Here is a 13492-nt window from a genome sequence, read left to right as displayed (position 1 = left end):
ACGCCAGGAAGACGGAAACCCGTTCGACTCAACTGCGCCCATGTGCGCCCCCGTTATTCAGCCGTTCTCCGTATCGGCCCTCAGGCCCTCGCCTTACCCGGCCGTCTCGTTCCACTCCCACCACGGAGGTGCGATCCGGCGGCGGTCCGCCGTGGAGAGCGCGGGCCGGTACGGGTTCTGTTCCACGCTCACCTCGGCCAGCAGCGACCTGGTCCGTTCGACGTCGTTCCAGTCCACCTCCACCAGCGCGGACACCAGTCGGCGCCACTGCTCGGCCGCCGCGTTCAGGGCCGCGCGGGCGCGGCCGTTCCTGCCCATCAGGTACAGCACGGCTCCCTTGCCGTGCAGGGCACGGGCGCCGGTGACCGTGCCCGGGGTGTCGCCGTGGGCCGAGCGCGCGTCCTCACCGGCCCGTTCGTACGCCGTGAGCGCGTCGCTCAGCACACCGTCCCGTGCCGTTTCGCTCAACTCCAGTCTCACCCGTCCCAGTTGCAGCCACACCTCCGCGCGCAGGCCGATGTCCCGCGTCGTACGGGCGGCCTGTTCCAGGAGGTGCCGGCTCTCGAAGAGGTCGGGGAGGAAGCCGGCGCGGTGGAAGCGCAGGGCGAGCACGCTGCCGATGAGGATGCCGGCCCGGGAGCGCTCGGGGGCGTCGGCCGGGAGGCTGGTCAGGGCCTCGCGCAGGACGCCTTCGGCACGGTCCACGGCGGCCTGGCCCGGGGTGGTCGCGGCGCGGCGCATCAGGGACTCGCCCCAGGTCATCAGGATCCGGCCACGTTGGCCGCTGTCGGCGGGGGCGAGCAGGCTGGCCTCCTCGTACGCGGTGTCGGCGGCAGGCCCGTCGCCCGCCGTGTCGTGCAGCCGGGCGCGTGCCGTCGTCCACCGCAGCCGCAGGGCGACGCGGTCGTCGAGCAGCTCCCCGGCCCGGTCCAGGACGGGCAGGACCTCGGCCGGGGCGGCGCCGGACAGGTGCAGGGCGTCGGCGAGGTCGAGGAGCGCCGCCACGCTCTCCCGGAGGGAGAGCGCCGTGGTGAGCTCGGTCGCCGCCGCCGCGCCGTCCCCGCGCGCGAGGAGCAGCCGTCCCCGGCGCAGGTGCAGCGTGTGGTGGTGGACGTCGGGCCAGTCGGGCACGTCGCCGAAGAGCGCGTCCAGGGCGTCGTCGAGGTGCCTCGGGTCGGCGCTGTGCCGCCACAACCCGTGGTGCGCGACGGCCTGTTCGAGCCGCGCCTCGGCCCACTCCGCGCCGCCCGGCTCGGCCAGGCCGCCGGCCCGCTCCAGCTCGGTCAGGGCGCGGGTGAGCAGCTCCCGGCGGCGTTCGGTGCCCTGGACGGCGGCGGTGCCGGACTCCGCGTACAGCACGCGCCCGAGCAGGATCCCGGCCTCGACGGGGTGGTCCGGCAGCGCGGCCTCGGCCTGCCGCCGGGCCCGGACGAGCAGCGAGGAGTCGGACTGGCCGAGCCACTGGTCGAAGAGGCGCCGGGCGGCGTCCAGCGGGTCGGGGGTGATCAGGTCGGGGTGGTAGAAGCGGAGCACGCGCGCGGGGATACGGGCGAACAGCTCCGGTTCGGTGCCGACCGGGCCCGTGGGCTCGTCGGTCCCCTCGACCGTGCCGGTCGCCGCCGCCGCGTCCTCGGCCGTGTCGTGGCCCGCGAGCCGGGCGGCGGCGAGGGCGGGGAAGTTGCGCATGCCCTGGCCGAAATTGCGCTCCACGTACTCGGAGCAGTGCTTGAGCACGAGCGCGGCGGCGCCCCGGTCCAGGGAGCCGAGGAGGTGGTGCTGGACGCGCGGCGGGTAGCTGAAGCAGGGGTACGGAGAAGGGCCGGGCAGTTGCCGCAGGAGCCCGCTGAGCAGGACCTCGGCCAGCTCCATGGGGCCGGTGTCGGGCAGCATCGCCCGCTGGACGAGCTGCATCACGGGAAGGGCCAGCGGCGCGGCAGCGAGGTGGACGGCGAGGCGCAGCGCGCCGGGCGAGGCGCCCGCGGTGAACGCCCGCAACAACTCCTCGTCGCTGCGCGGGGACCGGGCCCGCCCGGTGGAGGCGGCCGGGGCGGGGGGAGCCGCGGGGGCGGCGAGCGGCACGGCCGCCACGGAGGTGCGGGGCGGCTCGGGGGCGATGAGGGCCGCCCAGCCGCGCACCCCGCCCGCGCCGTGGCCCGCGTGCAACCGCGCCCAGGAGGCGAACGCCTCGGGCGTGGGCGTGAGCACGGGCACCGCGCGCGTGTCGGGGGCGGCAGGCTCCCAGGGCTCCTCGTCGGGCTGGAAACCGGTGTGTCCGCCGGGGGACGCGGGGCGCAGCAGCAGCCCCGGCTCGGCGGACAGCGCGGTGCGGGGCCAGAGCCGTGGCGGCAGCGGCTGGACGAGGGCGAGCGGGGACTGCCGGGGCCACTGGTGGATCAGCCGCTGGGCCGCGCCGCGCTGCCAGAGCGGGCCGACGCAGTCGCTGACGATCAGGGTGAGGCGGCGTCCGGTGGGGTCGTGGAGCTGGTCGCCGGGGCGCAGCCGGGGCCGGCCGTCGGCTCCGGAGGTGGTGGTGACCAGCGGGGCGCCCTCGCCGGTGTCGTACAGCCGGTGCACCTGGACGTCGCGGAAGGCGCCGGACTGCTGGCAGGCCTGCCGGAGTTCCTCGACCATGCGGGTCCAGACGACCATGGCGGGGCCGGTGTCCATGAGCAGCTGGATGTCGGGGCGGCGGCCCGCCGCCGGGCGCATGACGGGCATGAGCATGCCCGCCGCCGCGCTGCGTTCGGCCGTCGCCTCCTCGTCCAGGAGGCCTTCGCCCGGCCTGAGCGGGAAGTGGGCGTAGTGACGCAGTGGGCGCAGCGCCTTTTGCAGACCGAGCAGGCCCGGCAGCGCGTTGGCCCCGGGCGCGCGGACGGGCAGGGCCCTTCCGCCGCCCGCCGTCCGGGCGGTGCCGGCCGTCCGGCCGATGAACGGCCGGATGTCGACGGTGTCGGTGGCGCGGGCCGGTCGGTGACCGGTGGCGCCGTCCGAGCCGGTGCCGCTGCCGCGTCCGGGGGCGGTGCCGTCTCCGGAGGGACGGTCGGCGTCGCTTCCGGTACCGGTCCCGACGCCGGCTCCGGTGTCCGAGCCCGCGCCCGTACGCGTACCGGAAGGGACGTCTCCGTCGTCTCCGTTGGCCGAATCTCGTCCCCGCGTCGCGAGCCCTGCGCCGTCGGCGTCCTCGTGGTGCTCCGCACCCGGGTCGTCGCCGGGGCCGCCCTCCGGGTCGGGGGCGGACGTCGGGAGCCACTGGGCGAGCCAGACGGCGTCCGCGACCTCCTCGGCGGTGGGGTCCTGGCCACCGGCCCGCAGTCTGCGGGTGAGCTCTTCCAGATGCATCCGGTGCATCCGGCCATCACCTCGGCTGATCGAGCGGCTGCATGAGCATGTCCGCGATGCGTTCCCGGGTCACCCGCTCGGTGCGCGGGGCGTGCTGGGTCAGATAGATCGCGTTCAGGAGCTGGTCGGTGGCGATGACCTCACCGGGTTCACGGTTCAGGAACCGGCTGACCAGGCCCTCTTCGCCGGCCGCCGCGTCGGGCCCGAGGTGCGCCTCGATCATGGCGCCGATCTGCTCCTCGCCCGGCGGCTCCAGTTCCAGGCGGATGCAGCGGCGCAACAGGGCGGCGGGGAAGTCCCGTTCACCGTTGGAGGTGAGCACGATGAAGGGGAACGTCGAGCAGCGGATCCGCCCGCCCTGGACGGGGACCTTCCGACCGTCGTCCGTGAGGACCTGGACCACCGGCTCCCGGTCGGCGAGGCGCTCCAGCTCAGGAATGGCGAACTCGCCCTCCTCCAAGGCGTTCAGCAGGTCGTTCGGCAGATCCAGGTCGCTCTTGTCGAGTTCGTCGATGAGCAGGACACGGGGCTGCTCGGAGGGGAGCAGGGCGGTGCCGAGCGGCCCGAGCCGGATGTACGAGCCGATGCCCGCCGGCGTCGCCGCGGCCACCGTCGACCCGGCCTGGGCCCGCTCCAGCTGCACGTCCTGCAGACGGCCGATGGCGTCGTAGCGGTAGAGCCCGTCCTGGAGGGTCGACCTGGAGACGATCGGCCAGCGCAGGACCCGGCCCAGGCCCAGTTCGTGGGCGACGGCGTGGGCGAGCGTGGACTTGCCCGTGCCGGGGTTGCCGGTGACCAGGAGCGGCCGGCGCAGGTAGAGCGCCGCGTTGACGGCGTCGGTCTCGGCGGGCCGGGGGTGGTGGTTCTGGACCAGGCGGCGGCGCACCCCGAGGCGCCGGTCGGAGCCGGCCAGGGTGTCGTCCGCTCCGCCCGACGAGAAGTCCCGCCACGGCGGAGGGGCGGGCAACCGCCTTATCTCGTCGTGCGGGTGGCCGGCACCACGGTAGATCCGCCAATCGTTCACGATGAACTCCTCCTGGCTGCTGCGGTGTCGTGGCCCGGCCCTTCGAACGTACCGCCCGACCCCGCTCCTCTGCGACGCACGAACCGGACCTTTTGTCCGGGTGGCCGCCGGGTCCTCGCGGCCGCCGTCACCAGTCCTCCTCACCGAGCAACGGCGGTCCCTGGAGCGGATCTTCGTGCGGCGGACGGTCCGGGGGGTCGAAGAGGACGGCGAGGTTCTCCGCCCAGGCGTGCTCGGAGCGGACGGGCGGACCACCGCCACCGTCCTCGGGCGCGCCGGACGAGCCGGATGAGCCGGACCAACCGTCCCGACCGGGATCCGGGGCCAGGGCGGGATCGGCGTCCAGGGACGCGTCCGGATCGGCGCCGGTGAGGGGATCCGTGGCGAGGGCCGGGCCACCCCGGCCCGGATCCGCCCCCAGGCCCACATCCATGCCCATGCCCATATCCATAGCCATGTCCAGGTCCGCGCCCACGTCCGCCCCCACGTCCGTGTCCACGTCCACGTCCACGTCCAGATACAGGTCCTCGTCCGCGGAGACGCGTCTGCGGAGGGAGACGACCGGTCCGTGGAGTCCCTCCGCCCGGCCCGCCTCGGCGAGCAGCCGGCCGGCCTGCTCGTGGAACTCGGCACAGGACGCGCGGTCGTGTTCATGGGCCCCGTGGCGCCACAGGGCGATGGGGTGGCCGGCGGCGAGCGCGGCGGCCATGGCCTTGAGTCCGTCACCGCTGCCCACCGGGCCGCAGTACACCGGAACGGAGCCGTCCGCCGCCTCCGAGAGCCGTACCCAGGCCCCTCGGGGCGACTCCCGGCGGATCCGGTACGCCGCCTGGACATCCCGCGCCGCCCCGAGCGCGTCGGCGCGCAGCGGTACCGCCCGGAGCGGGCCGAGACCGGCCGTGCGCCACCGTCTGCGCCACTCGGGCGCGGGCGCGCGCCCGGCGCGGCTGCGGTCCCGGATGACGACGATCCGGCGGTGGCCGAGAGGCAGCGAGCGTTCGTCGAAGAGTTCGTCCTCGGGCGAGAGGCGCCAGGTGTCCAGGGGCTCGTCGAAGAGCTCACGCGGCAACTGCGCCTCGACGGCGGCCAGATGCTCGCCCCGGTCGCCCCGGGCCAACGCCTCGGCGAGCGGCTCCCGCAGGGTCTCCCGGAGCCGTTCCCGCTCGACGCCCTCGTCGTCCCCGTACAGCGGGGTGACGGTGTGGCCGTCGAAGAGGAGCTTCACCCGCCAGGGGAACTTCCGGCCGTAGGGCGGTGGGTCGATCTCGACCAGGACGTCGGCGCGCGCCCCGGGCTCGCGCGCCGGGCGCGGCGCGAGGGGGGTGCCCCCCGTCCGGTGACTCAGGGAGGGGCCGCCCGTGCGGCGGCCGTTCGCGAGGACGGCGGCGATCGCCTTGCGGGTGCGGAGCGGGGTCTCCACCGCGGTGGCGGTGACCCAGGCGGCCAGGCCCGCGACGGCGGCGTCCTCCCCGTGCCGCTCCCTGACGTGCCGGGCGACCATCGCCGCGTACACGAACACCGCGTTCGGGCCGAGGTCGGAGGCGGATTCCTGGTCCGGTTCGTGGAGTTCGTGGAGGAGGCCGACGCCCTCGCGCCAGGTCCGCGGGGCGATTTCGAGTACGGGGCGCATGTCGTGGCCCACGGTCAGCCGCCGGGCCTCGTCGACGAGGTGGAGCACGTCCCCCGGGCCGGTGGGCGGCTGCAGTTCGGCGAGGCGCCCGTACAGATGGATGCGGCGTCCGGGGTCGAGGCCCTGGGCGGTGGCCGGCCGGTGCCGGAGCTGGGCCCTGGTCCAGTCGCCTTCCTCGTCGTCGAGCGAGTGGAAGCGGGCGAGGTGGTACCGGTCGTGCGCCCGCATGACCTCGGAGAGCACCTCGCCGCCGCGCTCGCGGTGGAGCCTGCGCAGCGAGGTGATGGGGACGGCGGCGCCCTCGTCCGCGCCGCGGCCCTTGTTGAGGCCGATGACGACCGCGCGGTTCAGGTCGACGACCGGTCCGCCGGAGAGCCCCTCCACGGGCTGGGTGCCGCTCAGCAGGAGGGCTTCCCCGTCGACGCCGTGGACCTGGCCGACGGCGTCGCGGATCGCGAGCCGGCCGGTCACCCGGGACCAGCCGTACAGCGCGACCGGGAGGGGATCGGCGATGACGGGCCTGCGCTCACTGAGCCGCACGCAGCTCGCGCCCTGGACGTCGGGGACGCGGACGAGCGCGAGGTCCGGGAAGTCCCAGCGGTCCAGGCCCTGTTCGGGCTCGGCGGGGCGCGGGCTGGCGAGGACGACTTCGCCGGTCGTCACCCCGCCGTCCCATACGATGCCGACGGCCCGCTCGCCTTTCCACACCGCGCTCCCCCCTTTGGCCACCACGTGGGCGCAGGTCAGCACCCAGCCGGGAGCGATGAAGAAGCCGGTGCCCCAGTACCGGTCGCCGTGCGGGTCATACCCGTCACCGGGAGCCGCGATGCGTACCAGCGCGGGGCGCACGAGGGCTTCGAAGGCGCTCATACGGCGCCGTCGGCCGCCGACCGGTGCGACGCCCCCGCATCGGGCGCCGGCGCGGGACCGGGCACGGAGCCCTGCGCGGGGGCGGAACCCTGCACGGGGACGGAGACCGGGTCGGTGGAGACCGGGTCGGTGGAGACCGCGTCGGTGGAGCCCGGGTCGGCGGCGGCCGGATCGGCGGCGGGCGCCGGGCCCGGTTCGGTCCAGGTGAGGGAGACCGCGATCGAGGCCGTGCCGCCGCCCTCCGCGAGGACGCTGATCACCTTCCCCGCCTGCGCGGTGAGTTCGATGCCGAAGCTGACGGAGACCTCGACCGGCGCCTGCGGGTCGAGCCCGCCGCGCAGCGAGCCGACCACCCCGCGCACCACGTCCGTGAGCCCCTCCGTCATGGAGAGGACCCGGTCGCCGATGCCGGTGTCCGTGAAGCCTCCGCCCCGGCGCAGTTCCTCGGGCTCGCTCACGCGGGCCCAGACGGGCGTGCCGTCGTCCAGTCGAATCCGAGCGATCCCGTGCGTCACAGCGGCCCCCCGCTCCCCGAAACGATGATGAAGAAGGCTAGACCCTGCCGCTGACAAGCGCGATAGGCCGCGCGGAGCACGGCCTATCCTGATCGCATGTACTTCACCGACCGTGGCATCGAGGAACTGGAGAAGCGGCGCGGCGAGGAGGAGGTCACCTTCGAGTGGCTCGCCGAGCAGCTGCGTACGTTCGTCGATCTCAACCCCGACTTCGAGGTGCCCGTCGAGCGCCTCGCGACCTGGCTGGCCCGCCTCGACGACGAGGACGAGGACGACGAGTAGGACGGCCGGTCCTCCCTCCCCCTCCGGGGGTCACTGACCGCGCAGCCGGTCGTACACGAGACCCAGAGCGCCGTGCGCGACGAGCAGCGCCCCGGCCGCCGTCCAGCCCCCGCTGCGGCGGCCGATGCCCCAGGCGAGCAGCGGCAGTCCCGCCCCCAGTTGGACCGCGCCGAGCAGCCGGGCGCGCGGGCCGCGCAGATACGGGCCGAAGGGGCCGCCCTCCACCGCGTCGAGTTCGGCCCGCACGGCGTCGCGCCAGCCGGACCATTCGAGCTGTTCCGCCCCCTGCGCCAGGGCGACCGAGCGGAGCCGGTCGGCGCTCTCGCCGGGGGTGAGACCTGTGGGCAGGACGAGGCCCACGCGCGCGAGGACGGCGGTCAGGCCGACGAGCCGGGCGTCCGCGTCGGCGTCGGGGTCGGGCCGGGTGAGCGGTTCGAGGGCCTGGACGTCGAGGACGGGGTCGAGCGCGAGCCGGGCCGCGAAGGTGCGCATGGCCTCGTCCTCGCCGACCGGAGTGCCGTCCGCGAGCCAGGTGTAGCCGACCGTGCGGCGGAACCCGGCGGCCAGGGTGAAGCCGGCCCGGTCCGCGTCCCACCAGAGCGCGAGCACGGGCCAGGTGGCGGCCGAGACGGCCAGCGCGGTGGCCCAGCCTGTGACGACCCGCTCGACGGGCTCGCCGCCGTGGAGCCAGGGCTTCCCCTCCGGGACGACGACGCTCCATTCGGTGCCGGCCGGGGCGAGGAGCAGTTGTTCGCGCAGCAGCTGGGCCGGTGGGCGGACCGCCGCGGGCTCGGCACGGCAGAGCAGCAGCGCCCCGGCGGGGCGCGATCCGGATGTCGCGTTCATGGGGCCTTACGCTAGGCCAATTTGTCCGGGTACGAGCATGAATGCCCACTCGCGCCCCCACCGAACGGGGGTTGACTTCCCCGTACCGCGATATATCGTGTCTATCGAGAGACGCGATATGTTGCGTCACCGAACGGGAGGTCAGCACGATGACAGAGTGGTCCGTGTCCGAGCCGACGAAACTCACGCTGACCGACCCCGTCACCTGCCTCCGGGTCCGTGTCGTCAACGGCACGGTGAACGTGATGGGCACCGACGAGAGCACCGCCCGCCTGGAGATCGCCGAGATCAAGGGCCCGCCGCTCGTCGTGACGCAGGAGGGCTCGACCCTGACCGTCACCTACGACGACCTGCACTGGCAGGGCTTCCTCAAGTGGTTCGACCCCAAGGGGCTCCGCCGCCGGGCCGTGGTCTCGGTGGCGGTCCCGGCCGGCACGGACGTCGAGGTGGGCGTGGTCGGGGCCGGTGCGGTGATCTCCGGCATCAAGGGGCGTACGGACGTCCAGGGCGTCAACGGCGACACCACCCTCGTCGGACTCTCCGGACCGGTCCGCGCCGAGAGCGTCTCCGGCTCCTTCGAGGCCCACACCGTCACCGGCGCGCTGCGGGTCAACACCGTGACCGGCGATCTGACCGTCATCGACGGCTCGGGCGCCTCCGTGAAGGCCGACACGGTCAGCGGGGACATGGTGATCGATCTGGACGCGGGCGAGCCGGCGGGACCGCCCGCCGACATCCGCCTGACCAGCGTCTCCGGGGAGATCGCCCTGCGGATCCCGCACCCCTCGGACGCCGAGGTCGAGGCCAGCACCACGAGCGGCTCCGTCTCCAACGCCTTCGAGGACCTCCGGGTGAGCGGACAGTGGGGCACGAAGAGCATCACCGGCACCCTCGGCGAGGGCCGCGGCAAGCTCAAGGCCACGACGGTCTCCGGCTCGATCGCACTGCTCCGTCGCCCGGAGGCGACGAACCCCGACTCCGACGGCCCCGACGGCTCCTCCGACCTCGACGCCTCCCCCTCGCCCGCCACCACGTCCGCCGCCACGCCCTCCTCCTCGCCCTCCGGAAAGGTGCTGTGACATGCCGCCCGTCTTCGCCCACGGCCGCCTGCGTCTCTACCTGCTCAAGCTCCTCGACGAGGCCCCCCGCCACGGCTACGAGGTGATCCGGCTCCTGGAGGAGCGGTTCCAGGGCCTGTACGCACCCTCGGCGGGCACGGTCTACCCCCGGCTCGCCAAGCTGGAGGCCGAGGGTCTGGTCACGCACGCCACCGAGGGCGGCCGCAAGGTGTACTCGATCACCGACGCGGGCCGTGCCGAGCTGGCCGGCCGCGTCGGCGAACTGGACGACCTGGAGCGGGAGATCCGCGACTCGGTCTCCGAGCTCGCCGCCGAGATCCGTGACGACGTGCGCGGGGCGGCGGGCAAGCTGCGCAGCGAGATGCGTGCGGCGGCCGGTGAGACCCGGCAGAAGGGCTCCTCGTTCTCCGACGCCAAGGAGGAGCTGCGCCGCGCGAAGCAGGAATGGCGGGAGCAGACCCGCCAGGCCCGCGAGGAGGCCCAGTCGGCGCGCCGGCAGGCCAGGGAGTTCCAGCGGATCGCCCAGCAGGTCCAGGACCAGGTCCAGGACCGTTTCGCGCGCGGCGACTGGCCGAAGGGTGTCTGGGAGGGCATCTCCGACATCACCGCGCAGCTCGGCGGCCTGGTCACCGGCACGACGCACCCCAGGGCCTCGGGCCGCCCGGACGCCCCGGAGAAGGCGGCACCCCGGAAGGGCGGGGCCACCGGGGAGAGCACCGCCCCCGAGGAGGCCGTCTCGGACTGGGCCCGGACGGTCGAGTCGACCGGCGACCCGGCCCGCGACCTGGACCGGCTCCTGGACCGGTTCCGCGACGACGTCCGTGATGCCGCGCGGGACCACGGGGTGACGGCGGCCCAGCTCGCCGAGGCCCGTCGCCACCTGTCGACGGCGGCGGACCGCGTCACGTCCCTCCTCAGCCCGGACCGCGAGGAGGCCTAGGGAGTGTCTCAGCGGGCGGCGCGCGTCGCGGTCACCGTCACCCGGGCGCCCGGGGCCGCGAGGACCAGGGCGGAGCCGCCCGGCCCGCCCGCGCGGAGCACGATCGCCTTCCCCCGGGCCGTCACCTGCCAGGCGCCCGGGGGAAGGGAGAGTTCGGTGACCCGCGAGCCGCGGCGGGACGCGACGTACTCCAGCCGGTAGACCCCCGCCCCGGAGTCGTACGCGGCGGAGGCGACCGTGCCCGCGACGGCCTCCGCGTAGGGCTCGGCGGTCAGCTCCTTGTTCGTACGGAAGGCGCCTGCGCCGTCCACCGCGCAGTACCCGCCGCCGTAGCACCACACATAGCCGGCCCACCCGCTGCCGTACCGGCCGAGGGAGGTCATCGCCTCCCGGTAGAAGCGGTTCATGTTCGGCAGGGAGTTGTTGAGCGGCCCCCACTCCCCCACGACCACCGGGACCTTGTACTCCGCGGGGTACTGCGTCACGGCCCGCTCGTACGTCTCGATCCAGCCGGCCGCCGGGTCGTAGTCGGCGCCCGCCTCCATGGCGGTGTTGTAGAAGTGCGGGGCGTAGACGACCTTCGGATCGTCGATCCGGCCGAGACCCGTGGGCACGCCCTCGCCGACGATCGGGGTCGGCTCGACGAAGACCCAGGTGTCACGGTCCACCGAACGGACCGCGTCCGCGAGCCGGTTGTACATCGGGGTCAGCTGCTCGCGCTCGATCCGCCGGGCGGCGGTCGGCAGGTCCTCGCCCTCGCGCAGCTCACCCATCGGCTCGTTGATCAGGTCGTAGCCGAGGACGGCCGGGTGGTCCTCAAAACGGTCGGCGAGCACGCGCCACATCGCGGCCTGGGCGCGCCGCAGGTCCTCGTCCTCGTAGAGATGGGTGAAGGCCCGCTGCACGGCCGGCTCGAAGTACTCGGCGAACCAGTCGTCCGGGTGCGGAGTGAAGGGCAGCCCGTCGGTCCTGGTCGCCCAGGCGGGCACGCCCCGGTGGCCGAAAGCGGGCCCGAAGACGTCCTGGTGGGCGTCGATGAGGACGTGGACGTCGTGCTTCTCCGCCCAGTCGAGGATGCGTTCGATCTTCCGTAGATAGCCCTGGCTGTACTGGCCGGGCCGCGGCTCCAGGTCGTCCCAGAAGACGAGCAGCCGGGCGAAGTTGAAGCCCTGGGCGCGCATGTCGCGGAAGTGCCGCTCGGTGACGGCGGTGAGGGCCTGCTCGCCACGGTTCGCCTTGTCCTCGACGTTCCATCCGCGCAGGGTGAGGGCGCGGCCGCGGTCGTCGGTGAGGACGGGGATGCCGCCGGGGCTCGGGGCTCCGGCCGCGTGTCCGGTCGCCGCTCCGGTCGCCGCTCCGGTCACCGTTGCGGTCGGTGTCCCGGCAGGTTCGGTCGGTGTTCCGGCCGCCGCTCCGGTCGGGGCGAGGAGCGCGGCGACAACGGCGCCCGCGGCAAGGATCGTTCGTGACAAGGGGAACCTCCGGCACGAGGCGCTCGGCGTGAGCGCGGTGCCGGAGATCCCATCAGCAGATCTGACGATCCATCAAGAGTTGGTCAGGACGATCTTTCCGAAGAGGTCGCCCGAGGCCATCTTCGCGAAGCCCTCGCGCGCCCGGTCCAGCGGCAGCACCTCGTCGATGACCGGCCGTACGCCCGTGGTGGCGCAGAACGACAGGAGGTCCTCCAGCTCGTCCTTCGTGCCCATCGTCGAGCCGACGACCTTGAGCTCCAGGAAGAAGATCCGGGTGAGTTCGGCGTGCGAGGGACGGTCGCCGCTCGTGGCACCGGAGATCACCAGGGTGCCGCCGGGGCGCAGCGACTTGACCGAGTGCGACCAGGTGGCCGCGCCGACGGTCTCGATGACGGCGTCCACCCGCTTCGGCAGCCGCGCGCCCGGCCCGTACGCCTCGACCGCGCCGAGTTCGACGGCCCGCTTCCGCTTGGCCTCGTCGCGGCTGGTGGCGAAGACCCGCAGACCGGCCGCAGCGCCCAGGGCGATCGCGGCGGTGGCGACGCCGCCGCCGGCCCCCTGGACCAGGACGGAGTCGCCGGGGCGCACGCCCGCGTTGGTGAAGAGCATGCGGTAGGCGGTGAGCCAGGCGGTCGGGAGGCAGGCGGCCTCCTCGAAGGAGAGCTCCTTGGGCTTGGGGAGCACGTTCCAGGTGGGCACGGTCACGCGCTCGGCGAAGGTGCCCTGGTACCGCTCGGTCAGGATCGAACGGGGCTCGTCGGGGCCGACCCCGTGGCCGGACTGGCCGATGACGGAGTGGAGGACGACCTCGTTCCCGTTCTCGTCGATGCCCGCGGCGTCGCAGCCGAGGATCATCGGCAGCCGCTCCTCGGGCAGCCCGACCCCGCGCAGCGACCAGAGGTCGTGGTGGTTGAGCGAGGCGGCCTTGACGGTGACGGTGGTCCACCCGGGACGCACCTCGGGCTCGGGCCGTTCGCCCAGCTCAAGGCCGTTCAGCGGCTGGTCGCGGTCGATTCGGGCGGCGTAGGCAGCGAACATGGCCCGAGACTAGGGGCCGACGGGGAGAGCGGGGAACCGCGTCACGGTGTGACGCATGTCCCTCACGGCGCCCGGCCCGGGCGCCACATCGCGGTCGTCACCACAGGGCCCACCCGGACATCACCGAGGACGGTGAAACCGAAGTGGCGGTAGAGCCCGACGTTGACGGGATCGGCGGTGGTGAGGAACACGCCGCCGCCCGCCCCGGCCGCCCTCTCCCCGCCGCCCACGGCGAACCCCCCGTCGTCCACGGCGTCCCCTTCGTCCAGCGCGTCCAGCGCGTGGTCGAGGATCCGCCGCCCGATGCCGCGGCCGGCGGCCCGCGGCACCACCCCGACGAACTCCAGGGTCCAGGCCCCTGCGGGCACCGTCGCCTCCGTACGGCTCAGGTAGCGCAGCGTCCTGCCGAGGGCGCGCGGCCCGCACCGGGCGAGGGTGCACGCGGCCCAGCCGGCCC

The 13492-nt window shown here is 74.4% G+C and carries 10 protein-coding genes and 1 pseudogene; 3 read left to right on the top strand and 8 right to left on the bottom strand.

Annotated elements, in window-relative coordinates:
• Positions 1-93 precede the first annotated feature (93 nt).
• From AB0E14_RS25125 to AB0E14_RS25110, 4 genes are all read right to left on the bottom strand, one after another.
• Positions 94-3348 (bottom strand): SAV_2336 N-terminal domain-related protein, encoded by a 3255-nt coding sequence (locus tag AB0E14_RS25125; RefSeq protein WP_362422238.1) that lies wholly within the window; start codon positions 3346-3348, stop codon positions 94-96.
• Between the two features lie 7 nt (positions 3349-3355).
• Entirely contained in the window at positions 3356-4363 is a 1008-nt protein-coding gene (locus tag AB0E14_RS25120) for a MoxR family ATPase (RefSeq protein WP_362422235.1), read from the bottom strand.
• 127 nt (positions 4364-4490) lie between these two features.
• On the bottom strand, positions 4491-6863 hold the full coding sequence (locus AB0E14_RS25115) for a trypsin-like peptidase domain-containing protein (protein WP_362422232.1): 2373 nt from the start codon (positions 6861-6863) through the stop codon (positions 4491-4493).
• A complete protein-coding gene (locus tag AB0E14_RS25110; protein WP_362422229.1) occupies positions 6860-7321 on the bottom strand; it encodes a CU044_2847 family protein in 462 nt (153 codons plus the stop codon). Before AB0E14_RS25110 ends, AB0E14_RS25115 begins: the two co-directional genes overlap by 4 nt.
• 153 nt (positions 7322-7474) lie before the next feature.
• Here AB0E14_RS25110 and AB0E14_RS25105 point away from each other — a divergent pair, with 153 nt between their 5' ends.
• Positions 7475-7660, top strand: a complete 186-nt coding sequence (locus AB0E14_RS25105; protein WP_007266501.1) for a DUF6104 family protein — start codon at positions 7475-7477, stop codon at positions 7658-7660.
• Between the two features lie 30 nt (positions 7661-7690).
• Here AB0E14_RS25105 and AB0E14_RS25100 read toward each other — a convergent pair whose 3' ends face one another.
• Complete coding sequence (locus AB0E14_RS25100) at positions 7691-8506, bottom strand: hypothetical protein (RefSeq protein WP_362422224.1); 816 nt, start codon at positions 8504-8506, stop codon at positions 7691-7693.
• Between the two features lie 149 nt (positions 8507-8655).
• Between AB0E14_RS25100 and AB0E14_RS25095 the strand changes: the two genes are divergently transcribed.
• Together AB0E14_RS25095 and AB0E14_RS25090 are read left to right on the top strand one after the other, a co-directional pair.
• A complete protein-coding gene (locus tag AB0E14_RS25095; RefSeq protein ID WP_362422221.1) occupies positions 8656-9585 on the top strand; it encodes a DUF4097 family beta strand repeat-containing protein in 930 nt (309 codons plus the stop codon).
• 1 nt (position 9586) lies between these two features.
• The gene (locus tag AB0E14_RS25090) at positions 9587-10525 is read left to right on the top strand and encodes a helix-turn-helix transcriptional regulator (RefSeq protein ID WP_362422218.1); all 939 of its coding nucleotides are present in this window, start codon (positions 9587-9589) and stop codon (positions 10523-10525) included.
• Positions 10526-10533: 8 nt separating this feature from the next.
• On the opposite strand, the gene AB0E14_RS25085 is transcribed toward AB0E14_RS25090, so the two are convergent.
• From AB0E14_RS25085 to AB0E14_RS25075, 3 genes and pseudogenes are all read right to left on the bottom strand, one after another.
• Positions 10534-11997, bottom strand: a complete 1464-nt coding sequence (locus tag AB0E14_RS25085) for a cellulase family glycosylhydrolase (protein ID WP_362422215.1) — start codon at positions 11995-11997, stop codon at positions 10534-10536.
• Between the two features lie 72 nt (positions 11998-12069).
• The gene (locus tag AB0E14_RS25080) at positions 12070-13035 is read right to left on the bottom strand and encodes a zinc-binding dehydrogenase (protein WP_362422212.1); all 966 of its coding nucleotides are present in this window, start codon (positions 13033-13035) and stop codon (positions 12070-12072) included.
• Positions 13036-13097: 62 nt separating this feature from the next.
• Positions 13098-13492, bottom strand: a pseudogene (locus AB0E14_RS25075) (hypothetical protein); the annotation flags it as partial.

Source organism: Streptomyces sp. NPDC047981 (genome assembly GCF_040653315.1).
Taxonomy (GTDB): Bacteria; Actinomycetota; Actinomycetes; order Streptomycetales; family Streptomycetaceae; genus Streptomyces.
This window is presented reverse-complemented; position numbering and strand designations above follow the sequence as displayed.